This window comes from Clostridium vitabionis (genome assembly GCF_015351765.1).
Classification (GTDB): domain Bacteria; phylum Bacillota; class Clostridia; order Lachnospirales; family Lachnospiraceae; genus Clostridium_R; species Clostridium_R vitabionis.
The window spans coordinates 213,457-238,523 of the sequence record NZ_JADKQA010000003.1 but is presented as its reverse complement, the minus strand read 5'-3'; the positions used below and the strand labels follow the sequence as shown (position 1 = coordinate 238,523).

Here is a 25,067-nt window from a genome sequence, read left to right as displayed (position 1 = left end):
TAGTCTGCGAATTCTTCCGGCATGTATTTTCAAGCCTGAAAAAGCCCCGAGAATATTGATTTCTCAGGGCTTTCTTGAAAGCAAATGTACGATTGTTTTTCTCTTGCATGGTTTTCTGCACCGTTTGATGTAAGTTTGATGTAAGATGTAGAAATCTGCGGCTCCTTCATCTTCTCAAACCCGCATAAACACTGGTTTTCCGGGCATCATCACTCCCTGATGGACTTCATTGTCGGGAACAGGATAACGTCCCGGATGGCCTGCGCATTGGTCAGCAGCATGACAAGACGGTCGATTCCGTAGCCAATACCGCCTGTGGGCGGCATGCCGATCTCCAAGGCGTTCAGGAAATCCTCGTCCGTGTGCTGCGCTTCCTCATCACCGGCCGCAGACAGGGCATCCTGCGCGGCAAAGCGCTCGCGCTGGTCAATCGGATCGTTCAGCTCCGAGTAGGCGTTGCACATTTCCCTGCCGTAGATGTAGAGCTCGAAGCGCTCCACCTTGGTGGGATCCTGCGGCTTCTTCTTGGTCAGCGGGGAAATCTCAATCGGGTGATCTGTGACAAACGTCGGCTGGATCATCCTTGCCTCGCAATACTCGTCGAAGAACAGGTTGAGGATGTCACCCTTCTTGTGGCGGTCCTCATACGCGATACCGTGCTCCGCGGCGATCTTTTTCGCGTCCTCGTCCGTCTCGACCTGGTCGAAATCCACACCGGAGTATTCCTTTACCGCCTCAGTCATCGTAACCCTGCGGAACGGGCTCTCGAAGTCAATGACGGTGTCGTTGTACTGGAACTTCTCGCTGCCGACAACCTTCTGTGCGAGATAGCGGAACATGCTCTCGGTCAGTTCCATCATCCCGTTATAATCGGTGTATGCCTGATAGAGCTCCATCAGGGTGAACTCCGGATTGTGCTTGGTGTCCAGTCCCTCATTGCGGAATACACGGCCGATCTCATAAACACGCTCAAGACCGCCGACGATCAGGCGCTTCAGATAAAGCTCCAGGGAAATGCGCAGCTTCCGGTCTTCATTCAGCGCATTGTAATGGGTCACAAACGGGCGCGCCGCGGCACCGCCGGCATTTTCCACCAGCATCGGGGTTTCCACTTCCATGAATCCCCTGCCGTCCAGGAAACTGCGGATCTCCTTGATGATCTGGGATCTCTTGATGAAGGTGTCCCGCACTTCCGGGTTCATGATCAGGTCAACATATCTCTGGCGATAGCGCTGATCCATGTTGGTCAGGCCGTGGAATTTCTCCGGGAGAATCTGCAGGCTCTTGGAGAGCAGCGTGATCTCTTTCGCATGGACACTGGTCTCCCCCGTTTTGGTGCGGAAGACATAGCCCTTCACCCCGATAATATCGCCGATATCAAACTTCTTGAAATCCTTATAGGGATCCTCGCCGACCTCATCTCTGGCGACATAGCACTGGATGGTTCCCTCTTTGTCCTGCACATTGCAGAACGATGCCTTGCCCATCACACGCTTCGCCATCATCCTTCCGGCGACGGAGACCTCTTTCCCTTCCATCGTATCGAAATTTTCCTTGATCTCAGCGCTGTGCGCCGTCTGATCATAGGTCGTGATCTTGAAGGGATCCTTTCCGGCCGCCTGAAGCTCGGCTAGCTTGTCCCGGCGGACTTTCAGAAGCTGGCTGATGTCCTGCTGCGCCGCGTTGTTCTTATTCTGCTGATTCTCATTCTGGCCCATGTCCGCTCCTTAAGATACCTTCTTGATGTCAAGTACTTTATACTGGAAAACCCCTGCCGGCGTTTCCACGTCCACAACCTCGTCCTTGCTTCTGCCGAGAAGGGCGCGCCCGAGCGGGGATTCGTTGGAAATGCGGTTCTGCAGGCTGTTCGCCTCGCTGGAGCCGACGATGCTGAGATCCATCTCCTCATCCTCGTCAATGTCCAGAATCTTGACCTGGCAGCCGACGCTGATCTTGTCCGTGCCGACATCCCCCTCGTCAACGACCTCGACATTTTTCAGGAGCGCCTCAAGCTCCTCGATCCGGGCCTCGATATCGCGCTGCTCATCCTTCGCCGCATCGTACTCCGCGTTCTCGGACAGATCGCCCTGCTCTCTGGCTTCCTTGATCTTCTCGGCGATCTCATGACGGCGGTTAACCTTGAGATCCTCGAGCTCTTCCTGATATTTTTTCAGACCCGCACTTGTTAAAATGGTTTTCTTATCCAAGACAGCATTCCTCCAAACTTCATCCCCATTCGGAAATAAGGGAAATCGTGCACGAAAGACAGGCATTCGCTGCCGGATGCCTGCCTTCAGGAAAGTTACATACTTTGAAATTATAGGGAACTAGCCGCGGATTGTCAAGCTAGAAACCGCGGGGTTCCGGACAGCTATGTCCCCGGGCAACTGTTCAGGACTGCCCTGTCATCAAGATTCTGCCCGGCGATCAGATGTTCTTCTTTCCGTCATTTTTTTCAGGAACCCTGGCACACAGAAATGCCACAATGATTATGCAGACAATGGTTAAGCCCAGTCCGATTGTCAGATTATTCATTTTTCTTCCTCCCATCGGCTTCAATTGCCTCCCGGATGACCGCATAGTGCCCTTTCCAGGCGTTCTGCAGCATTTCCCTAAAGTTTGTCAGCATTTTTTCCTCCCTGCCTGATCTTTACAGATTCCCGCATCACTCCCCGGCGAACTTTTCCAGCAGCCCCATCAGCTCCTCCATCGTCTCCACCTGACTGACCTCGTTCCGGAGGGCGGCGGAGTTGGGGAACCCGGCCGTGTACCACGCCACATGGCTCCGCATTTCCCGCATTGCGGTCAGCTCGCCCTTGAACTCCGCCAGCATCGCGGCGTGCTGCTGAATCATCGCCTTCACCTCGCCCTTCGTGGGCAGGGGAAGCTGCTCCCCGGTCCTGATCAGGTGAACCGTCCGGCGGAAGATCCACGGGTTGCCCTTGGCTCCCCGGGCGATCATAACCCCGTCGCAGCCGGTCTCCCGAAGCATCCGCACCGCGTCCTCCGGCTGGAATATATCCCCGTTCCCGAACACGGGGATATTCACCGCCTCCTTCACCTGCCGGATGATGTCCCAGTCCGCCTTCCCCCGGTAATACTGTTCCCGGGTTCTCCCGTGAACCGCGACTGCCGCTGCTCCGGCATCCTCCATGCACTTCGCGAAATCGACCGCATTGACCTCCTGGTCATTGAATCCTTTCCGGAACTTGACCGTCACCGGCTTTTTTACCCGGGACACCATCGCGCGGATGATCTCCGCCGCCAGCCGGGGATTCCGCATAAGGGCGGAGCCCTCGCCGTTCTTCACCACCTTCGGAACCGGGCAGCCCATGTTGACATCAATGATGTCATAAGGCCCGTCCGCCAGTAAGGCTGCCATCTCCGCCATGATGGCGGGATCCGAGCCGAACAGCTGGACCGCCAGCGGCGCCTCCTCCGGCCTCGTGGCGATCAGCTGCGCCGTATTTTTGTTGTGATAAAAAATGGCCTTCGCGCTCACCATCTCCGTGCACGCGAGGCCGCATCCCTGCTCCCTGCAGAGGAGCCGGAACGGCAGATCCGTGACGCCGGCCATGGGAGCCAGCGCCACGTTATTCTGCAACTCGATATTTCCGATTTTCACTCGTTTTCTCCGTCCTCCCCGCCGTCATCCTCAAGAGGTTCCCCGAGAACAAAGACGCGGTAGAACATTTCCAATGCCTGAAGCAGCTCCCGGCGCTCTTTTCTCATCCGCTCGATCAGGAGGCCGCTTCCGATCTCGTCATAAAGGTAATCATTCTCCTCCGCCTCGGTGCGGAATTCCAGGTTTCCCTCCGGGGTGAATTCCAGGAGGATCGTCCCGCCGATCTGCGCGGTGAACGTCACACACATGATTTTCAGATCGTCCTGGACGCCCTGGGGAAGCTTCGCAAAGAGCGGATTGAGAAAATATTTCTGTGTATAGGAGCTCGCGCCGCAGAGGACGATATTGCCGTCCTCCATCCCCGCTTTTTCTTCAAACTCCCTGCGGGTGCTGTCTGCCCCGCCTGTCCCGTGATTTTCCATAAACTGACTGCCCTGCCTTATCGGATGAGGATCCGGCTGATCGCATACTCATCCTGCGGCAGCTCCTTCTTCATGGCAAGCGCTTCCTGGATGTCGAAATCGACAAATTCGCCGTGCTTGTACGCCACCACCCGGTTGGTCTTGCCCTGGATCAGCAGGTCGACCGCCTTGGATCCCATGATGGAGGCGTAAACCCTGTCCTTGCAGGTCGGCGAGCCGCCGCGCTGCATGTAGCCGAGGATGGTCGCCCGGGTCTCGATGCCCGTCGCGGCCTCGATCCGGCGGGCCATGGAAGCGGAATGGCCGATGCCCTCCGCGTTGATGATGATATGGTGCTTCTTGCCGCGCTTGCGGCTGTCGATAATCTTATTGATCAGCGCCTGCTCATCACCGTCGTATTTCTCCGGCAGGAGGATGTCCTCAGCGCCGTTGGCGATGCCGCACCATAGGGCGATATAGCCCGCATGGCGGCCCATCACCTCGATGATCGAGCAGCGCTCGTGGGAGGTCGAGGTATCGCGGACCTTGTCAATGGCCTCCATGGCGGTATTGATGGCGGTATCGAAGCCGATGGTATAGTCCGTGCAGGCGATGTCCAGGTCGATGGTTCCCGGAAGCCCGATGGTGTTGATGCCGAGGGCGGAGAGCTTTCCGGCGCCGCGGTAGGAACCGTCGCCGCCGATGACGATGAGGCCCTCGATGCCGTACTTCCGGCAGATCTCCGCGCCGCGCTTCTGGCCTTCCTCGGTCATAAACTCCGGGCACCTGGCGGTATAGAGGATGGTGCCGCCCCGGGCGATGATATCCGCGACACTGAGGCCGTTCATATCCACAATCTCTTCCTGGAGAAGTCCCGCGTAGCCGCGCATGATTCCCTTGACCTTAAGACCGTTATTGATCGCTGTCCTCACGACTGCCCGGATGCAGGCGTTCATGCCGGGCGCGTCGCCTCCGCTGGTCAGCACACCGATCGTCTTGATTTTCTTTGCCATGGGCCGCAACCTCCTGATTTTTTTTTAACATTCCGCTTCTGATTTTAAATCATCCGCCTCGGGTTGTAAAGTAAAGCTTCCGGCATTACCCATATTTCCGGAGGAGGTTCATCTTCCTCGCGCAGGTCCGGACGTTGTCCTTCCCGAACGCCTCCTCCAGCTCCCGCAGGAAACCTTCATCCGCGGAGCGGACCGCATACTGGGCAGGCAGGACTTTTTTTGCCCGCTCTTTTTTCAGGTAAATGACCACCTGGTCTTTCCCCGCGGATTGTCCCAGAAGCCGGGTAAGCTCTTCTTCCGCCGCGCGGTAGCTTTCCATGTCCGCGAACTGGATCCACACCTCCCGCGGAACCGCGTCAAAGGACACCACCCGGTCGCAGATCAGTTTCCCTGCCGGGTCGTCGCCGATGGAAGCCCTCCCGGTGATGAAGACCTTCGCATCCTCCTGGAGCAGGCCGCGGTATTTCTCATAGCTCTTCGGGAAGACCAGGACCTCGATACTTCCCGCCATATCCTCCAGCGTAATCACCGCCATGACCTGGCTGTTCTTGGTCGTCCTGATCTTCTTATCCGTGATCATGCCGCCGAGAACCGCGCTCTCGCCGTCCCGGAGCGCGGACTCGCCCGTCTCCTCGTCCACCACGAGGTCCGCTGTCTGGGCAGTCGCGTTTTTCCGGAGAAGATCCTCATCCGCCTCCAGCGGGTGGCCGCTGATGTAAACGCCCAGCATCTCCTTCTCAAAGCCGAGAAGCTCAGCCCGGCTGAATTCCCCGACGTCCGGCAGTGCTATCCGGAAGCTCTTCTTCGTCTCCTCATCCACAAAATCAAACAGGGACATCTGCCCGGCCATGCTGTTCTTTTTCTCCCGGCTCTTCCTGTCCAGCATATCCCCGGCGACCATGCATTTCTGCTTTCTTGTCCCCTCGAGGCAGTCCATCGCCCCGGATTTGATAAAGCTGTCCAGCGCGCGGCGGTTCACCTCCATGCCGCCGACACGGTCGATGAAATTTTCCAGGGAGGTGTATTTTCCATGCTTTTCCCGCTCGCCGATGATGAGGCTGACCACATTTTCCCCGACGCTGCGGAGAGCGGTCAGGCCGTACCGGATGGCACCGTCAGAGGCGGAAAATTCCGCCTCGCCCACGTTAATGTCCGGCGGGAGGATCCGGATGCCCATCTTTCGGCAGTCCATGATGTACTGGGAGACCTTGAAATTGTTGTCCCGCACCGAAGTCATGAGAGCCGCCATGAATTCCACCGGATAGTAATATTTCAGCCAGGCGGTCTGATACGCCACGATCGCGTAGGCGGCGGCGTGGGACTTATTAAAGGCGTACTTGGCAAAATCGGTCATCTCGTCATAGATTCGGTTTGCCGTCTTCTCGTCGATCCCGTTTGCGATGCAGCCGCAGACGCCGATCTCCGGATTGCCGTAGACGAAATTCTTTCTCTCCTCCGCCATGACATGCGCCTTTTTCTTGGACATGGCGCGGCGCACGAGATCGCTCCGCCCCCAGGTGTACCCGCCGAGGTCACGGACAATCTGCATGACCTGCTCCTGGTAAACGATGCAGCCGTAGGTCGGCGCCAGGATATGCTCAAGCTGCGGGCAGTCATAGGTGATGGACGAGCGGTCATTTTTGCCCTTGAGGTATTTGGGGATGAAGTCCATCGGCCCTGGCCGGTAGAGGGAAATGCCGGCGATCAAATCCTCGATCCCCTCCGGCTTCAGCTCTTTCATGAACCCCTTCATCCCGGAGCTCTCGAGCTGGAAAATGCCCTCGTCCTTCCCGGTTCCGATGTAGTCGAGGACCTTCCGGTCGTCATAGTTGATTTCCGCGATGTCGATCGTCTTCCCGCTGCTCTTCTCCGCGAGCTTCACCGCGTCCTGGATGACGGTCAGGGTCCTGAGGCCGAGGAAGTCCATCTTGAGAAGACCGAGCTCCTCCAGGATCGGCGCCTCAAACTGCGTGGTGAGCGAGCCGTCGGAGCCGCGGGAGAGCGGCACGTAATTGTCCACCGGCGCCGCGCAGATCAGGACGCCGGCGGCGTGGATCGAGGTGTGCCGCGGCAGCCCCTCGAGATGCCTGCTCATGTCGATGAGGTAGTGAATCTCGGCGTCGCTGTCATAGGCCTGCTTCAGCTCCGGGTTCGCCGAGAGCGCCTGGTCGAGAGTGATCCCGAGATCCTGCGGGATCATCTTGGCGATCTGGTCGCATTTGGCGTAGGGCAGGTCGAGGACGCGCCCGACATCGCGGACAACGCCGCGTGCCGCCAGGGTCCCGAAGGTGATAATCTGGCTGACACACTCCCGGCCATACTTTTCCGTCACATAGTCGATCACTTCCTGGCGCCGCTCGTACTCGAAGTCCACATCGATATCCGGCATGGAGACACGCTCCGGGTTGAGGAAACGCTCAAAAATCAGCTGGTAGCGGATCGGATCGATGTCCGTGATCCCGAGGGAATAGGAGACGATGCTCCCCGCCGCCGAGCCGCGCCCCGGCCCGACCATGATCCCGTGGGACCGGGCAAAATGGCAGTAATCCCAGACGATCAGAAAGTAATCGACGAAGCCCATCCGGTGGATGACGCCGAGCTCCGTCTCCAGGCGCGCCAGGCGGGAATCCGGGCATCCTGCGGACGCTGCGGGCGCATCAATCCGGTCGCCGGCAGCGAGAAATTCCTCCTCGCCCGGCACTACGGCATCCGGATACCGGCGGACGAAGCCCTCATAGCAGAGCTTCCGGAGATAGCGCCAGGAGGTGAACCCCTCTGGCACCGCAAATTTCGGAAGCTTCCGCACGCCGAACTCGATCTCGACATTGCAGCGGTCCGCGATCTTCTGGGTATTGTCCGCGGCCTCCGGACAGTAGGGAAAGAGAGCGCGCATTTCCTCCTCGGATTTCAGGTAATACTGGCCGCCCTCGTAGCGCATCCGGTTGGTGTCCCGGACTTTTTTCCCGGTCTGGATACACAGGAGGATATCGTGGGCCTCCGCGTCCTCCGCATGGATGTAATGGCTGTCGTTGGAGATGATACACGGGATGCCCAGCTCCCCGTGCATCCGCATGATCCCCTGGTTGACCTTCTTCTGGAGCGGGATCCCATGATCCATCATCTCAAGGAAATAGTTGTCCTTGCCAAAAATGGCCTGATAGCGCAGGGCAGCCCTGCAGGCATCATCGTAGCGGTCCGCCGAAAGAAGACGGGCAACTTCCCCGGCCAGGCAGGCGGACGAGGCGATCAGCCCCTCGTGGTACTTCTCCAGAACCTCCATGTCCACACGAGGCCGGTAATAATACCCCTCGGTGAACCCGATGGAGACAATTTTCATCAGGTTCCGGTAGCCCTGGTTATTTTCCGCCAGGAGGATCAGGTGGTAGTACCGGTCCTCATGATTCCCGGATTCACGGTCAAAGCGTGAACCGGGCGCCACATAGATCTCGCAGCCGATGATCGGCTTGATGCCCTTCGCCCGGCAGGCGCGGTAGAAATTGATGACCCCGTACATCGCCCCGTGGTCGGTGATGGCCAGGCTGTTCATGCCGAGCTCCGCTGCCCGGTCCACCAGCTCATCGATCTTACTCGACGCGTCCAGAAGGCTGTACGCGGTATGTACGTGAAGATGGGTAAATGCCATCCTGACCTCCCTTAATAAAGAAAGCCGCTGCACTCCCGGCAACGGCCTTCCTGTATTTACGCAGAGCACTTAACTCGCGCGAGCGCATTTCGAACTCAGCAAATTCTCTTTCCTATTCCTGCCCCGGGCATCTCAGCCCTTCTTGTTGGTCAGGTATTTCTCAATCCCGTCCAGTGCTTCCGCGGCATCACTGCCCTCCGCGGTCACCTCGATCTCGTCGCCGTTCTTGAGGCCCAGCGACATCATGCCCATGATGCTCTTCGCGTTCACGGTCTTGGTGCCATACTCGATATGGATGCTGCTCTCGTACTGGGATGACACCTGGACCAGCATAGCCGCCAGCCTGGCTTCCTGTCCCTTTGCCGAATCAATTTTTACTTTTCTTGCTTCCATCATTTCCTCCTCGTAAGCTGTCAGCGATCTCGCCGATCTTCCGAAGCCTGTGATTCACTCCCGATTTTCCCACCGGCGGATCCAGCCTCTCCCCGAGATCCTTCAGCGGGGCATCCGGCGCGGCGAGCCTGAGCTCCGCGATCTCCCGAAGCTGCCGCGGAAGATAATCGAGCCCCTTCGTATCCCGGATATAGGTGATATCCTCCAACTGGCGGACTGCCGCCGATACCGTCTTCGCGATGTTGGCTGTCTCACAGTTGACCTGCCGGTTGACGCTGTTGCGCATCTCCTTGACGATCCGCACATTTTCAAAAGCCATAAGGGCGCTATCCGCTCCCATCAGCCCCAGTGTCTCCACGATCTGACTGCCTTCTTTAATATATACCACATAATATCGTTTTCTGACAACCGTTTTCGCCTCGATGGAAAATGTCCCCATGATCTCCACGAGCTGTTCCGCCCGCTCCGGATCGGGGCAGACGAATTCCAGATGGTAAAACCGCTCGGGGTCGCTGACCGAGCCGGCCGCCAGAAACGCGCCGCGCAGAAACGCCCTCCGGCAGCATTCCTTAGTCAACAGAAGGATCCGGATCATCCGGTAGTCCTCCCCGACTTCCCCCTGGTCATCGATCATCTTTACCGCCTCAAGAATCCGGCGGGTCTTTCCGTGATCCCCCACGGCCACCACATAAATCCGTTTTCTACGGCCGGCGTCACTCCTGCTGATGCGGATCTCCGGCCGGATCCCGAAGGCCTCCCGGAGAAGCATATAAAAGGTGCGCGCCACGGTGACATTTTCCGTCCGGATCAGGAGGCTGAGCTGCCCGTGTTCATCCAGGCGGATGGTGCCGCAGAGGCCCAGAAGCGCCGCGCACTCCGCCAGCTGGCAGTGGCGCGCCTTGGGCAGCTTCCGGGAGAGTTCTTCCTTTACTCCGGAGGAAAATGACATCCTGCTCACTTCCTGTCTCTGTCGATATCCCGGTGTTCCAGCTTGAGGCCGATGTCCTCATGCTGGCGCAGCTTTTCCGCCAGCATATTGGCGACCGTCACCGAGCGGTGCCGGCCTCCGGTACATCCGACCGCGATCACCAGGCTGTTTTTTCCCTCCCGGACATAGTGCGGGAGGAGAAAATTGATGAGATCCGTCAGCCGCCGCATGAATTCATCGGCGACGCCGCCGCGGCGGACATAGGCCTGCACGGCGGGATCATTGCCCGTATGGCGCTTCAGTTCCGGCACATAGTAGGGATTGGGCAGGAACCGCACGTCGAAGACGAGATCCGCGTCGATCGGGATCCCGTACTTGAAACCGAAGCTCAGGACGGTCACATTGAGGCTCGAAAATTTTGCATGTTTTTGGAAAATATCCGAAAGTTCCGTCTTAAGCTCACGAACAAGAAGGTTGCTGGTATCGATAATGTAGGTGGCGCGCTTCTTGAGAAATGCCAGTTTCTCCCGCTCGAGGGCGATACCGTCCTCCAGTCGCCTCTCCCCCGTCTGCAGCGGATGGTCGCGCCGGCTCTCCTTGAAGCGGCGGACCAGCGTATCGTCGGAAGCCTCCAGATAGAGGATCTCGTAAGCAATGTGCTTCCGGTCCCAGTCATCCAGCGTGTCCTGCAGGGCGGGCAGCTCATCGCCGGTGCGGATGTCAATGCCGAGCGCGGCATTCTCGATCTCCCCCCGGCTTTCCTGCATGAGCTCCGCGAATTTCCCGACCAGGGGAATCGGCAGGTTGTCCACACAGTAAAACTTCATGTCCTCCAGGATCTTCATGGCGGTAAACCTGCCCGCGCCGGACATGCCCGTCACAATTACCATGCGCATCTTCCGTCCTCCTGTCTGTCTTCGCGCCCACGCTTTCTGCCTGCCTCAGCTTTCTGCCCGCTGATCCTCCGCATCCTCCGCGAAGCCGAGGAATTTCACCTCCGGCTCGAGCCGCACCCCGGAATCGGCGAACACTCTCGCCTGAACCTCACGGATCAGCCGGTAAATGTCCGCGCTGGAGGCGTGATCCCGGTTGATGACAAAACCGCAGTGCTTTTCCGAGACCTGCGCGCCGCCGACCCGGAATCCCCTGAGGCCGGCATCCTGGATCAGCTTCCCGGCAAAATACCCCTCCGGGCGCTTGAAGGTGCTGCCCGCGCTGGGATACTCGAGGGGCTGCTTTTCCCGGCGCCGTCCGGCGAGGTCGTCCATCATCGCGCCAATCTCCGCGCGGTTTCCGGGTTCAAGCTGAATATCCGCCCGCACGGCCGTATATCCCCTTTCCGGGATATTACTGTGCCGGTAGCCGAGATCCAGCTCATCCGCCGGAAGATCCAGAAAATCTCCCTCAGGCGCCAGCACGCGGACTGTGCGGAGAACCTGCTTCATCTCACCGCCGTACGCGCCGGCATTCATGACGCACGCGCCGCCGAGGGATCCGGGAATGCCTGCCGCAAAGGCAAAACCGGCAAGACTGCGGTCTCTCGCCTCCTTCGCGATGACGGAGAGCAGTGCCCCAGCCCCCGCGCGCAGGATATTTCCCGGAAGCGAGCGGATCTCCCCCATGCCCTGGCCCATCCGGATGATCACCCCGCGGTAACCGCTGTCCGCCACGAGGATATTGCTGCCGTTGCCGATCAGATAGTAGGGTTCTCCCGCCTCCCGGCAACAGGCGATGACCGCCGCGAGGGCTTGTTCGTCCGCCGGCGTCACAAAATAGTCCGCCGGGCCGCCCGCGCGGAAGGTCGTGTGCTGGCTCATCGGTTCATTTTCCAGGACAGCGCCCCCCGCGGCTGCCCGAAGTTTCTCTGCCTGAATCATGCGCGGTTCAGTCCTTTCCGGCCATCGCGGCCTGCACCCGGCGGTAGAGTTCCTGCGCGGTGTTGTATCCCATCTGCTTCTGGCGGAAATTCACCGCCGCGGACTCCACAATCACCGCCAGGTTGCGGCCCGGGCGGATCGGGATGGCGTGGCAGACGATCTTGTTGCCGAGGAATTCCATATAGTGGTCCTCCAGCCCGAGGCGGTCGTATTCACGGTCTTTATCCCACTCCTCGAGCTTGATGACCAGCTCCACGGTCTGCTTGTCCTTCACGGACTGGACGCCGAAGAGCGTCTTGACATCGATGATCCCGATGCCGCGCAGCTCGATAAAGTATTTGGTAATGTCAGGCGATGTCCCGACCAGGCGGGAATCGCTGACCTTGCGGATTTCCACAATATCATCGCTGACCAGGCGGTGCCCGCGCTTAATCAGCTCAAGGGCCGCCTCGCTCTTGCCGATGCCGCTCTCGCCCATGATCAGGACACCGACGCCGGCGACATCGACAAGCACGCCGTGTACGCTGATCATGGGAGCCAGGCGCCGCTTCAGCCAGATGATGATCTCCGCCATCAGGTCTGAGGTGGTTTTCTCGGAGACCAGGCAGGGTACCTGGTATCTCCGGCAGAGGTCGATAACATCATCCTGCGGCGTGATGCCGCGGCTGTAGACCAGGCAGGGGATGCCCTGGGCAAGCAGTGTGTCAAAAACCTCGTCCCTTCTCTCGTCGGTCAGCGTCGCGATGTAAGCCTGTTCCACATAGCCGATGATCTGCACACGATCCTTATCAAAATGCTCAATAAACCCGGTAAGCTGGAGCGCCGGCCGGTTGACCTCGGGATTCTTGAGGACAATGCCGTCCGTGTCGATCTCCGGCGTCAGGTTGCGGAGCCCCTGTGTTTCAATGAGCTCGGTAATGGTTACATTGCTGTCTTCCATGGCGCTTCTCCTCATCAATCATTAACCCGTCGTGTTGGGAATCTCCATGACCGCGTCAGCCGCGGCGCCTCCCCCTGCCCGGTGAAAATAGGCATACACAGCCTCCGCCGAGGCTCGGTTCATGGACGGGACATTTTCCAGCTCCTCCACCGAGGCATCCCGGACCGCCTCAAAACTGCGGAATGCTCTCATGAGCGCCAGGCGGCGCTTCGGCCCGACACCGGGGATGTCATCCAGCACGGAGTGCACCTGCTCACGGCTCCGGAGGCTCCGGTGGTACTCGATCGCGAAGCGGTGCGCCTCGTCCTGAACCCTGGTGACCAGCTGGAATCCCTCCGAGTGCGTGTCAATGGGGATTTCCCGGTTTTCGTACCAGATTCCCCGGGTCCTGTGCCGGTCATCCTTGACCATCCCGCAGACGGGAATCGCGAGATTCAGCTTCTTCATCACCTCGAGGGCGATATTCACCTGCCCGCGGCCGCCGTCCATCATGACCAGGTCGGGGAAGCGGGTAAAACTGCCCTTCGCCATATCCCCGCCCTCCCGGCGGATCTCCTCTGCCTCCTCCATCCCGTGGGAAAATCTTCTCGTGAGCACTTCCCGCATGGAGGCATAGTCGTCAGGCCCCCGGACAGTCTGGATCCGGAACTTCCGGTAATCATTGCGCTTTGGCCGCCCATTCTCGAAGACGACCATGGAGCCCACCGACTCGAAGCCGCTGATGTTGGAGATATCGTACGCTTCCACCCGGTGCAGCACCGGCAGGTTCATCCAGGAGGCAATCTCGTTCATGGCGCCCACGGTGCGCAGCTCTTCCCGCCGGATCTTCTCCCGGTCCTGCTTAAGCACCATCTCCGCGTTCTTCCGGGCCAGCTCCACCAGCTTCTCCTTCTCGCCGCGCTGGGGAACCATCAGGCGGACTCTCTGGCCGCGCCTGCCGGTCAGGTATTTCTCGATGACCTCCCGGTCCTCCACCTCGGTCTCCATCCAGATCTCGTGGGGGATAAAGGGCGTTCCGGAATAATACTGCTTGACAAAGCTGCCGAGCAGGGCAGCGTCCTCATCGTCGATTTTCACGTCCAGATGGAAATGATCCCGCCCGATCATTTTCCCATCCCTGATGTAAAATACCTGCACGACCGCGTCGGATCCCTCGCGGGCCATGGCGATGATGTCCCGGTCGTCCATAGACTGGCTGGTGATCTTCTGCTTTTCCTCAATCATCCGCACGCTCTTTAACAGTTCCCGGTACTCGATGGCCTTCTCAAACTCGAGCTTGTCCGACGCCTCCATCATCTTCCGCGAAAGCTCGTCCGAAACCTCCTTATAATTCCCGTTCAGGAACAGCAGGGCGCGGTCCGCCTGCCTCCGGTAGTCCTCCCGGGAAATGCCGCCTTCCATGCACGGGGCGTCGCACTGATGAATGTGATAGTAAAGGCAGGGCCGGTCTTTCCCGATATCTTCGGGAAGCTTCCGGCTGCAGTTGCGGATATGATAGATGCGGTGAATCAGGTCGATGGTCTCCCGGACCGCGCTGGAGCTGCTGAACGGCCCGAAATATTTGCTCCCGTCCTTCATCATCCGGCGGGAAAACAGGACGCGGGGATACGGCTCCCCCGCCGTCACGCGGATATAGGGGTAGGTCTTGTCGTCCTTCAGCATCGTATTGTAGCGCGGACGGTGCTCCTTGATCAGGTTATTCTCCAGCACCAGCGCTTCCAACTCGGAATCGGTGACAATATACTCAAAATGGTCAATCTGGGCGACCATCTTGTCAATCTGCGGCCCTCTGCCGACGATTTTCCGGAAATACGACCGAACGCGGTTGTGCAGGTTCACAGCCTTCCCCACATAGAGGATCTGGTCGGAGGCATCCCGCATGATGTAGACCCCCGGCTGCTTTGGCAGCTTTTTGAGCTCCGCCGGGATGTCAAAATGATTCTCCCCCAGCGGTTTCCCCGCAGGCCGGAGGTTCAAAGGTTCACTCATCCGGATACATATCCTCCCCGCCATCGTAATTCGGATCGCCGCTTCCGTAATGCTGCCTGCCATCCCCATAGCGGATGCCGTCATTGCCGCGGCTCCGGCGCATCCGCGGCGCGTCAAAGCGGCTCTGCATAGAGATGTACTTGCGGATGGCATCCAGCTGGGTCTCCAGGCTCCCGCTCACGGGAATGAGATCCAGCGCCATGTACATGCTGGTGATCTCCCGCTGCCCGACCTGCCCGCTCATCCGGCGGAGTACGGCAAGCTTTGCCTCTGAGGTCTCCGCGTCCAGAAATTCGGTGAGAAGCGGGCTCATCGGTTTCCGGGGATCCTCGGAAAATGCTGCCTTGGCCAGCCCCGATTCCCGGGCTTCCCCCGCGGCATACCCCGGTGCCTGCCCCGGCTGCCCGTTCCCGGCTCCCGCCAGCGGAATTTCTGCCGCCTGCGCCGGGTTTTCCCCGGAGCAGGCGGAGAAGCTGCCCTGCGGCGCCGGATTCCCGGCGGGTTCCGTGCCGTACTCCTCGCCGCCCCAGGGCTCGGCGACCTTCTCAAACCGGTAAACCTGGCGGGAATCCGGATATTTTGCCCGGTCTACCTCAGATAAAAACATCTCCAGCGGCCGCGCCCACACGCCGTATTCCCCGTAGAGCGCCTGGTAAATGACCATGCGCTCCCTGGTCTCCGTGTGGATCGCAACCGCGAGGATCTGATATTCTTTTCCCTTGAAATGCCGGTATCTCTCCCCCGGTCTTGGAATTGCCCGCATCCTTCGCCTTTCTCCGCGGCAGGACGGTTACGCCCGGCCATCTGTCTGCTGTTCCGCGCTTCCGGCACCTGTCAGCGGCGCCGCCCCGGCATCCGGCTTTACCGCATTTCCGGTTTCCTGCCGCGCCGCTGCATCGGCATCCGGTTTTCCCGTGCTTCCGGTTTCCTGCCGCGCTGCTGCCTCGCTGTCCGCCACCCCGCGGTTCGGATGATAGACCGCGTAATCGCTCCCGTCATGGGGCTGCTCCGCTGTCGCGTTCATCGACAGCCGTTCCCCGGGGGTCTTTCTCTCCTCCGGAGGTTCCGGCAGTCCCTTCACCTCACGGAAAATCCTCATAAATTCCTTCCCGGTGATGGTCTCCCGCTCGATCAGGAACGCGGCGATCTTGTCGAGAGCCTCACGGTTTTCACTCAGCATCCGCTTTGCCTCATCGTAGGATTCCTTCAAAATCCGCATAACCTCCCGGTCGATCTCGGTCTGGGTCTCCGGGCTGCAGGTCAGGCTGCTCCTCCCGGTCAGATACTGGTCCTCGACACGCTCCAGTCCGATCAGGCCGAACTTCTTCGACATGCCGAAACGGGTAATCATCTGGCGGGCAATGCTGGTCGCCCGCTCGATGTCGTTGGACGCGCCCGTGGTCACCGTGTCAAAGACGATCTCCTCGGCGGCGCGGCCGGCGAGAAGGCCGACAAGCATCGCTTTCAGCTCCTTCTCGGTATTCAGGTACTTTTCTTCCTCGGGAACCTGCATGACATAGCCCAGGGCACCCATGGTGCGGGGAATAATCGTGATCTTCTGCACCGGCTCGGCATCCTTCTGCAGGGCGCTGACCAGGGCATGGCCAACCTCATGGTAGGACACGATCCTGCGCTCCTCCGGGTTGAGGATCCGGTCTTTCTTCTCCTTGCCGACAAGGACAAGCTCGACAGCCTCAAAGAGATCCTTCTGGGAAACCGCGTGCCTTCCGTGCTTGACCGCGTTGATCGCCGCCTCATTCATCATGTTGGCGAGATCCGCGCCGACGGCTCCGGATGTCGCGAGGGCAATCTCCTCGAAATTGACCGTCTCATCCAGGTGCACTCCCTTGGAATGTACCTGGAGGATCGCCACTCTCCCCTTGAGATCCGGTTTGTCCACAATAATCCGGCGGTCGAAGCGCCCGGGGCGCAGCAGCGCCGGATCCAGGATCTCCGGACGGTTGGTCGCCGCCATGACCAGGAGCCCCTTGGAGGAATCAAAACCATCCATCTCCGAGAGAAGCTGGTTCAGCGTCTGCTCCCGCTCGTCGTTGCCGCCGATCTGGCTGTCGCGGCTCCTGCCGATGGCATCGATCTCATCGATAAAGATAATGCAGGGCGCCTGCTGCTGCGCCTGCTTAAAGAGGTCACGGACACGGGACGCGCCCACGCCGACGAACATTTCCACAAACTCCGAGCCGGAGATCGAGAAGAACGGCACCTTCGCCTCGCCGGCGACCGCCTTTGCGAGAAGCGTCTTGCCGGTTCCCGGCGGCCCCACGAGAAGTGCGCCCTTGGGGAGCTTCGCCCCGATGCGGGTGTATTTGCCAGGATTGTGAAGGAAATCCACAATCTCTGTCAGCGACTCCTTTGCCTCATCTTCCCCGGCAACATCGGCAAAGGTCACCCCGGTCTGCTTCTGCACATAGACCTTGGCGTTGTTCTTGCCGACGTTCATGATCCCGCCACCGCCGCCATAGCGCCGCATGGCGAAGTTGAAGATCACCATCATGATGGCGATCGGGATCACCCACTCCAGAAGCATATAGAGCAGCGCCATGGAGGCGTCTGCCTGCGCCGCCGTATATTGCTCAACACCGGCATCATCCAGCTTCTTCATCAGGTCCGGGTCGTTCATCGGCACCACATAATACTCTGTCCCCAGATAAGTGAACGTGCTCCCGCTCTCGTCCCCCTCCGTCTTCGGAAGGTATCCCTTTTTCGGCGTCACCTTGATCTTGCTGCTGGTGACCGTCACCGACTCCACCTGTTTTTCCTTCAGCATCTGGTTAAACTCGCTGTAAGGAATTTCATGGGAACGGCTGCTAGTCCACCAGTTGTGGACAAAACCAACCAGAAACACAGCAAAAATCAGGGTAATGATCATCGCCTGGTAATTCTGCCTGTGGCGCGGTGAACGCCCGTTATTGTTGTCATTCTCTTTCATGTATTTTTTCTCCCTGGCCCCGGTCCGGGCGCTGTCAACGGCGTCTTGCCTCGTCTATCTTTGAAGGCCGCTTTGGTGTCATTCTATCACCGAAATGTCGGAGAATCAACGGCCGCCGCGGCTTGCGGGCGGAGACTGAGGCGCGTGGGCGCTGTCCGGGCGAGCCGGCGGCCAGCAGATTACCCGGCGGTCATCCGCCCAGGCCGGCGACGCGCGGCCCGGAATCCGCAGACGTTGCATTTTCCCGCGATTCATGGCAAAGTACAGGGAGAATCACGGACAGAGCTATTTTTATAGAAGAAACAGGAGGCATACCGATGGCAGATTCAGCAGAAAAACCGGCAGGAAGCCGGCAGAAACAGGCGGGCAGGGGGACACTCACCCATATCGTCCATCCGTTCGGACCGGTTTACGATAAGACGTCAAGGGTGCTCATCCTCGGCTCCTTCCCCTCGGTGAAATCCAGGGAAATGGCCTTTTTCTACGGCCATCCCCGCAACCGGTTCTGGAAGGTGGCCAGCGCAGTCCGCGGAGAGGCTGTGCCATCCGGCATCGAGGAAAAGCGGGCTTTCCTGCTCCGGAACCATATCGCCCTCTGGGACGTCATCCACAGCTGCGATATCCACGGCTCCAGCGACAGCTCCATCCGGAACGCCGTGCCCAACAACCTGATGCCGATTCTCCGTTCCGCCCCCATCGAGATGATCTACTGCAACGGGGCGGCTTCCTGGAATCTCTACGAGAAGTATATCCGCCCGGCTGCCGGCATCCCGGCTGTCCGCCTGCCCTCGACAAGCCCGGCCAATGCCGCATTTTCCCTGGATGACCTAATCAAAAAATGGCGCCGCATCAATGCGCCGATCGACCATCCGGAGCTCACCGTGCGGAGCTGCCGCCTCTGCCCACGGGACTGCGGGATTGACCGTCTTTTCCGCCGGGGCTTCTGCGGCTCCCCGGCCTGGACTGTGGCCGCAAGGGCTGCCCTGCACCCCTGGGAGGAGCCCTGCATCAGCGGCGCCAACGGGAGCGGCACGGTCTTCTTCACGGGCTGCACCCTGCGCTGCTGTTTCTGCCAGAACTATTCAATCAGTCAGGAAAATTTTGGCAAATCCATCTCTACCGGGCGCCTGGCGGAAATCTTCCTGGAGCTCCAGGATCAGGGGGCGAACAATATCAACCTGGTCACCGCCACGCAGTATGTCCCCCAGGTGATCGAGGCGCTCGAGGCGGACCGCGGCTTGCTGCGGATTCCCGTCGTCTGGAACTGCGGCGGCTACGAAACGGTAGAGACCGTCCGGGCACTCGCCCCCTACGTGGACGTCTGGCTTCCGGACATCAAATACTTCTCCGCTGACCTCGCCGGAAAGTACTCCGGCGCCAGGGACTACTTTCCCCGCGCAATGGCTGCGGTCAAGGAGATGATCCGTCTCTCGGGAAAACCGGAATTCCGGGAGGAAGTCCTGCACCGGGAGAGCGCGGCACAGGGCACACCCGCCGGTGAAGCCGGCGCGCAGTACGGGAATACCGGCGCGCAGTACGGGGATGCCGCCGTCGGGGCAGTGCGCGCGGATGCGCCGGACGCCCCGCAGCCGGCAGGCTACGGGCAGAGCCTTCTTCTCACACGCGGGGTCGTGATCCGTCACATGGTTCTCCCCGGCCAGTATCGGGACTCTGAGGAAATTCTCCGGCGGATTGCCGCGGAGCTTCCGCGAGGACAGTTTCTCATCAGCCTGATGAGCCAGTACACGCCATTTTACAAGAGCAGCAAACATCCCGAGATCAACCGGCGGATTACAACCTATGAATACAATAAAGTCCTCGACACGGCCATCGAGCTCGGCCTGGACGAGGGATTTATGCAGGAAAAAAGCAGCGCAAAGGAGGAATACACGCCCCCCTTTGCGCTGCAGGGAATCTGACCACGAGGTCAGAAATACGTCACAATGCCATAGGTTAGCAGAAATGCCGTCACGATCGGAAGCACGACGCTGAGATATCCGCGCAGCCTCGGGGAAATCTTCCAGCCCTCCCCCTGATTCGCCTCCGCGAGAAAACTGTCAAAGCCCCAGCCCAGCTTCCTTGTGCAGAACAGGGCAAAAATCAGTGAGCCCACCGGCAGGCAGAAATTGCTGACGAAGAAATCCTCGAGATCCATCACCGTGTTGCCTGCCCGGAGCGGCTGGAAGCTGCTCCAGACATTGAAGCCCAGGGCGCAGGGGATCGAGAGAATGCCGATCACCAGCCCGTTGATGATCCCCGCCGTGCGGCGCTTCATGCCCAGGAGGTCGATCAGGAACGCCTGGTCATTCTCGAACACGCCGATCATCGTGGAAAGCGCGGCAAAGAACAGAAAAATAAAGAACAGCGTTCCCCAGACACGGCCGCCGGCCATATTGGCGAAAACCAGCGGCAGGGTCTTAAAGATCAGGCTCGGCCCGGATTTGACCTCCACCCCGTAGGTGACGCATGCCGGGAAAATGATGAGGCCGGCGACAAGCGCGACGAAGGTGTCCAGGGCAGTCACGATGGATGCCTCGCCAACCAGCGACTTCTTCCGGTCAATATAGCTCCCGTAGATTTCCATGCCGCCCATGCCGATGCTCAGCGTGAAAAAGCTCTGGTTGAGCGCCGCGTAAATCACATTTCCGATGCCTGCCTCCCGCGCGCGAGAGAGATCCGGTTTCAGATAGAAAGCGACGCCTTCCGCCGCTCCCGGAAGTGTGAGGCTCCTAAGCCCCAGGATCACCATGATCGCCAGGAGCGCGATCATAACCACCTTGGATACGGACTCCACGCTCTTTTGAAGGCCGATGCCGCAGATCACAGCGGTAATCGCCACCACGATCAGCTCACAGGTGACCAGGATTTCCGGTGATCCCATCATACCGGCAAAAATTGCGTCAATCTTCTCCACGGCGACATTCTCGAGCTGCCCGGACGCCATGAGGTATGCATAGTAGAGAATCCAGCCGGAGACGACCGAATAGAAAAACAGGAGGACATAGTTTCCGGCCATCGCAAAATAACCCCAAATGTGCCATTTCGTCCCCGTCTTCTCCAGCTTGCGGAATGCCGGGTAAATGCTTCTGCGGCTCGCCCGCCCGACGGAATACTCCATCGTCATCAGCGGGATGCCGAGCAGTATCAGAAAAATGATGTAAATCAGCACAAAAAGGCCTCCGCCATATTGGCCGGTGATGTAGGGGAACCGCCAAACATTGCCGATCCCGATCGCACAGCCAGCGGAAAGCAGTATAAATCCCAGGCGGGAGCCCAGGGTCTCTCTCGTTTCCATACTCCATTCCCTTCCCTATCATGCTCTGTTTTACCCGCCCGGATGCTTCTTAGCTTTAAAGTTTTTCATCATTCCGATGTGGGGCTTTTCAAGTATAACATAATTCCTTGCGGAAAGGAATGGCAATCATGAAAAGCAGATATAGCCCGGGGTACAGCCCCGGAGATATTCGGACATAGCGAAAGGCACCGATAACCATCAACTTCAGATTACCGATGCCTTTCTACTGATCAAGATCCAATGGAGTGTACCTCGCTTCTCAGATTTCTCGATAGTTCGATATTCAGTTGTCTTCGTCTCCGTTCCTCTGCCGCTACCATCAAACCTTCACTGTCATTTACTTTCTATTGTCTTCTCCGGGTTATCTGCTTCAAAAGCACCCCACCGGTGTGCCCTTACGGAAAATGCTTTCTCTTCGCATCTTCCTCTGCAGAAGCTTCATTGATATGTCTTATAGAACTGTTTGATTCGTCGGCTAAAACCTGCTGCTGATTTGCGGAGACAACCTATGGTCTGAGTAAATCAGACGAGTTAATGTTTCCGGTGGAATCACTCCCTTCCTTTCGGTTCGGTAAAAACTGAACCTTGATGATTGGATCCTGTGCTCCGTTTCCTTGTTTCTGACTACAGTATAGCCGGCAATAGACAATTTGTCAAGTGAATTTTGCATCTTGCCATCATTTTTTCTCTGTATTTCCGGTATGAGTTTAATATATTCGTTTTATATTTTATATTAAACATATTTTTCTGATAATTTTGTCATTCCGGGCAGCACCTTTTCCCATGCGGAACAGCCCGTTCTGTGCCCGGGATCTGAAACCGGCAGCCGCGCGGCTCCCTGCGATGGCAGGCAGCCCGTTCTGCGCCCGGAAGCCGGAAAACCTGTCCAAAAATCCCGATCTCTCCCGCACATTTTCCCCCGGGATTTCATCCACTATTCCGTCTTGAAGCCCCTCCTTGGCACAGATATGATGAACTTACGGTACGAGAAACTCGAAAAAAGGCGCGCAAATCATCACGCCGAAGGAGGTGTTTACGTGAACAGAGAGACCTTGAAAACCATTGCGGAAAATATGCGGGAGTTTGACTTCGCGAGATCCCGCATCGCCCTGCGGATCGTCAATCCGAGGCAGGAGACGGAGCTTCTCCGGAGTCTCCCCCATCTCCCCTGCATGGATCTGGCGTTCATCTTCGTCGTCTTCTTCAACCGGGATCCCCATGCCCAGATGACGGCAGCAGTCCGGACTTCCCATCTCGAACAGTGGGGCATCGCCCCGGAAGAACTCCTCCCGATTGCGGCAGCCAACTCACCGCGATGCATGCCGCCGCATCTCGAATCGATCGCAGACCTCCTGGGGATCAGCGAGGACGCCATGGAGAAAGCGTTGCTGACGAAGCCGGAGCAGCAAGAGGATGCCCTGCCTCCGGGGCAGGCTCAGAAAAAAGGCGGCTTGCCTCCGGAGCCGGGCAGTGATGCAGTTTCTGCCGGAAGGGAGGAAAGTCCGCTCTACGTACTCACAACCCGCCAGGGAATCTACGGTGCGGCCGCCATGCTCTATCCGGGAATCCTGCGAAGCTTCGCTGCCGCTGCCGGGGATGACCTCTACATCATCCCCTCCAGTGTCCATGAGGTTCTTCTCCAGGCAAAAGGTGGCGCTCCGGATGTGCAGGACATGAATGCGATCATCCGGGAGATCAACGCCGGCGAAGTCCAGCCGAAGGAACGCCTTTCCGACCATGTCTATCTCTACAGCAGGGAGAAAGATCTGATTTTCGACCCGCTTTGTCCTTCCTGCGCCATCCGGCCTTTCGCACACCGGCCGGACACTCATCTCCCCGGCGAAATCCGGGAAATCACTCCCTATCTCCGACCGGACAGGACTGTCGCCCACACGGACAGCCCGCCGGGCACCGCCTTTCTCTGAACCCGGTCATTTCCGGCTCATACGTCAGCGCTTTCCGCGCGATATCTCAGCCATGATTCTGTGCTCTGTGCACCGCGCCTCAGTCATCATTCAGCATCTTCCGCAATTCCGCGATCCTGTCCCGAAGTTCCGCGGCGTCCTCAAAATTCAGCTCTGCGGCCGCCTGGGTCATTTTCCTGGTCAGCTTACGGATCAACTTCTCCAGCTCAGCCCGGCTCATGGATTCCGGATCCTTGGAGATCCTGTTCGTGACGCCGTCCGCTGCCTGGGAGATCGAAATCAGGTCGCGCACGGCCTTCTTGATCGTCGTCGGCGTGATATGGTGTTCTTCGTTATACTGTTCCTGAATCGCACGCCGCCGGTTTGTCTCCGTGATTGCCTTCTTCATGGAATCCGTCATGGTATCAGCATACATGATGACGTGACCTTCCGCGTTTCGCGCGGCACGCCCCACCGTCTGGATCAGGGAAGTCTCCGAGCGGAGGAAGCCCTCCTTATCCGCGTCCAGGATAGCCACCAGGGAAATCTCCGGGATATCCAGCCCCTCACGGAGCAGGTTGATCCCGACAAGCACATCAAACTGGTCCAGGCGCATGTCCCGGATGATCTGCGTTCGCTCCATGGTATCGATATCCGAGTGGAGATATTTTACCCGGACGCCGGCCTCCCGGAGATAATCCGTCAGATCCTCCGCCATGCGCTTGGTCAGCGTCGTGACAAGAACCTTATTCTTCCTGTCGGTCTCCTTCCGGATTTCCCCGAGGAGGTCATCGATCTGCCCCTCGACCGGGCGCACCTCGATGGACGGGTCGAGCAGGCCTGTCGGGCGGATCAGCTGCTCAGCCCGGAGCATCTCGTGATCTGCCTCGTACTTGGCCGGAGTGGCCGAGCAGAACAGAATCTGGTCGATTTTTCCCTCAAATTCCTGAAAATTAAGCGGCCGGTTGTCGAGCGCCGAGGGCAGCCGGAACCCGTAATTGACCAGCACATGTTTTCTCGCCTGGTCGCCGTTATACATGGCGCCGAGCTGGGGAATGGTCATGTGCGATTCGTCGATGATGGTCAGATATTCCGGGGGGAAATAGTCCTGCAGCGTGCAGGGCGGCTCCCCCGCTTTTCCGAAGTTCAGCTGGCGGGTATAGTTCTCAATGCCGGAGCAGAACCCGGTCTCGCGCATCATTTCCACATCGAAATTGGTTCTCTCGGCGATTCTCTGCGCCTCGATCAGCTTGTCCTCACTCTTGAAAAAGGCGACCTGCTGTTTCATCTCCTCGAGAATATTTTCCGTCGCCTTCATCATCCGGTCATGCGGCACCACATAGTGGGACGCCGGGAAAATGGCCACATGATTGAGATGAGCCTTCACCTCGCCGGTCAGGGAATCGAAAGAGGAAATCCGGTCGACCTCATCGCCGAAAAATTCCACCCGGTATGCTTCCCCGCTGGAGTAGGCGGGATAAATCTCGATCGTATCGCCGCGGACACGGAAGCTGCCGCGCTTGAAGTCCATATCGTTCCGGGTGTACTGGATATCGATCAGTTTCCGGATGACATCGTCCCGCTCCTTCTCCATGCCCGGCCGGAGGGAGACCACCATGCTCTTGTAATCGATGGGGCTGCCCAGGCCGTAGATGCAGGACACCGAAGCGACAATAATCACATCCTGCCGCTCGGACAGGGCGGCCGTCGCCGAGTGGCGCAGCTTGTCGATCTCATCATTGATCGCCGAATCCTTCTCGATATAGGTGTCTGTCGAGGGCACATAGGCCTCCGGCTGATAGTAATCATAATAGGAGACAAAATATTCGACCGCATTTTCCGGAAAATATTCCTTCATCTCGCTGTACAGCTGGGCGGCCAGTGTCTTGTTGTGGGCAATAATCAGCGTCGGCTTGTTCAATCTGGCGATCACATTGGCCATCGTAAAGGTCTTTCCGGAACCGGTGACGCCAAGAAGCGTCTCCGCCTGGTTCCCTGCCTGGAATCCCCGGACCAGCTGGTCAATCGCCTGCGGCTGGTCGCCGGTGGGCTGATAATCCGAGTGCAGCACAAAATGATCCATATTTCCCCCTTTCCCCGCAGGGACGGCGC

18 protein-coding genes are annotated in these 25,067 nt (G+C 58.5%); 2 read left to right on the top strand and 16 right to left on the bottom strand.

The window, feature by feature from the left end:
* Window positions 1-209 precede the first annotated feature (209 nt).
* The 14 genes from lysS to ftsH form a co-directional block, all read right to left on the bottom strand.
* Window positions 210-1,718 (bottom strand): lysine--tRNA ligase, encoded by a 1,509-nt coding sequence (gene lysS / locus ISF27_RS08155; RefSeq protein WP_194610998.1) that lies wholly within the window; start codon window positions 1,716-1,718, stop codon window positions 210-212.
* A gap of 9 nt (window positions 1,719-1,727) precedes the next feature.
* Window positions 1,728-2,207 (bottom strand): transcription elongation factor GreA, encoded by a 480-nt coding sequence (gene greA, locus ISF27_RS08150; protein ID WP_235986116.1) that lies wholly within the window; start codon window positions 2,205-2,207, stop codon window positions 1,728-1,730.
* A 458-nt stretch (window positions 2,208-2,665) separates the two neighbouring features.
* Complete coding sequence (gene dusB, locus ISF27_RS08145; protein ID WP_328701563.1) at window positions 2,666-3,625, bottom strand: tRNA dihydrouridine synthase DusB; 960 nt, start codon at window positions 3,623-3,625, stop codon at window positions 2,666-2,668.
* Entirely contained in the window at window positions 3,622-4,047 is a 426-nt protein-coding gene (locus ISF27_RS08140; RefSeq protein ID WP_456236838.1) for a DUF6145 family protein, read from the bottom strand. Before ISF27_RS08140 ends, dusB begins: the two co-directional genes overlap by 4 nt.
* Window positions 4,048-4,064: 17 nt before the next feature.
* Entirely contained in the window at window positions 4,065-5,039 is a 975-nt protein-coding gene (gene pfkA, locus ISF27_RS08135; protein WP_194610994.1) for a 6-phosphofructokinase, read from the bottom strand.
* Window positions 5,040-5,124: 85 nt separating this feature from the next.
* Window positions 5,125-8,682, bottom strand: coding sequence for a DNA polymerase III subunit alpha (locus ISF27_RS08130; RefSeq protein ID WP_194610992.1), 3,558 nt, complete (start codon window positions 8,680-8,682; stop codon window positions 5,125-5,127).
* Window positions 8,683-8,814: 132 nt separating this feature from the next.
* On the bottom strand, window positions 8,815-9,075 hold the full coding sequence (locus ISF27_RS08125) for an HPr family phosphocarrier protein (protein WP_194610991.1): 261 nt from the start codon (window positions 9,073-9,075) through the stop codon (window positions 8,815-8,817).
* Window positions 9,050-10,024, bottom strand: coding sequence for a DNA-binding protein WhiA (gene whiA / locus ISF27_RS08120; protein ID WP_194610988.1), 975 nt, complete (start codon window positions 10,022-10,024; stop codon window positions 9,050-9,052). The genes ISF27_RS08125 and whiA overlap by 26 nt, the downstream gene beginning before the upstream one ends.
* 5 nt (window positions 10,025-10,029) lie before the next feature.
* Entirely contained in the window at window positions 10,030-10,899 is an 870-nt protein-coding gene (rapZ, locus tag ISF27_RS08115; protein WP_194610986.1) for an RNase adapter RapZ, read from the bottom strand.
* A 45-nt stretch (window positions 10,900-10,944) separates the two neighbouring features.
* Window positions 10,945-11,880, bottom strand: coding sequence for a UDP-N-acetylmuramate dehydrogenase (gene murB, locus ISF27_RS08110; RefSeq protein ID WP_194610984.1), 936 nt, complete (start codon window positions 11,878-11,880; stop codon window positions 10,945-10,947).
* A gap of 7 nt (window positions 11,881-11,887) precedes the next feature.
* On the bottom strand, window positions 11,888-12,820 hold the full coding sequence (gene hprK / locus ISF27_RS08105) for an HPr(Ser) kinase/phosphatase (protein ID WP_194610982.1): 933 nt from the start codon (window positions 12,818-12,820) through the stop codon (window positions 11,888-11,890).
* A 21-nt stretch (window positions 12,821-12,841) separates the two neighbouring features.
* The gene (gene uvrC / locus ISF27_RS08100; RefSeq protein ID WP_194610981.1) at window positions 12,842-14,809 is read right to left on the bottom strand and encodes an excinuclease ABC subunit UvrC; all 1,968 of its coding nucleotides are present in this window, start codon (window positions 14,807-14,809) and stop codon (window positions 12,842-12,844) included.
* A complete protein-coding gene (locus ISF27_RS08095) occupies window positions 14,802-15,572 on the bottom strand; it encodes a DUF1653 domain-containing protein (RefSeq protein WP_194610979.1) in 771 nt (256 codons plus the stop codon). Before ISF27_RS08095 ends, uvrC begins: the two co-directional genes overlap by 8 nt.
* 27 nt (window positions 15,573-15,599) lie before the next feature.
* Window positions 15,600-17,756 carry an ATP-dependent zinc metalloprotease FtsH gene (gene ftsH / locus ISF27_RS08090; protein ID WP_194610977.1) on the bottom strand — a complete coding sequence of 719 codons (2,157 nt, stop codon included), beginning with the start codon at window positions 17,754-17,756 and terminating at the stop codon, window positions 15,600-15,602.
* A 317-nt stretch (window positions 17,757-18,073) separates the two neighbouring features.
* On the opposite strand from ftsH, the gene ISF27_RS08085 reads away from it, so the two are divergent.
* Entirely contained in the window at window positions 18,074-19,675 is a 1,602-nt protein-coding gene (locus tag ISF27_RS08085; RefSeq protein WP_194610975.1) for a DNA-deoxyinosine glycosylase, read from the top strand.
* An 8-nt stretch (window positions 19,676-19,683) separates the two neighbouring features.
* On the opposite strand, the gene ISF27_RS08080 is transcribed toward ISF27_RS08085, so the two are convergent.
* A complete protein-coding gene (locus tag ISF27_RS08080) occupies window positions 19,684-21,051 on the bottom strand; it encodes a sodium-dependent transporter (protein WP_194610973.1) in 1,368 nt (455 codons plus the stop codon).
* Window positions 21,052-22,088: 1,037 nt separating this feature from the next.
* Between ISF27_RS08080 and ISF27_RS08075 the strand changes: the two genes are divergently transcribed.
* On the top strand, window positions 22,089-22,976 hold the full coding sequence (locus ISF27_RS08075) for a DUF5688 family protein (RefSeq protein WP_194610971.1): 888 nt from the start codon (window positions 22,089-22,091) through the stop codon (window positions 22,974-22,976).
* 79 nt (window positions 22,977-23,055) lie between these two features.
* Here the strand turns inward: ISF27_RS08075 and uvrB are convergent, their stop codons facing one another.
* The gene (uvrB, locus tag ISF27_RS08070; RefSeq protein ID WP_194610969.1) at window positions 23,056-25,038 is read right to left on the bottom strand and encodes an excinuclease ABC subunit UvrB; all 1,983 of its coding nucleotides are present in this window, start codon (window positions 25,036-25,038) and stop codon (window positions 23,056-23,058) included.
* Window positions 25,039-25,067: the final 29 nt, after the last annotated feature.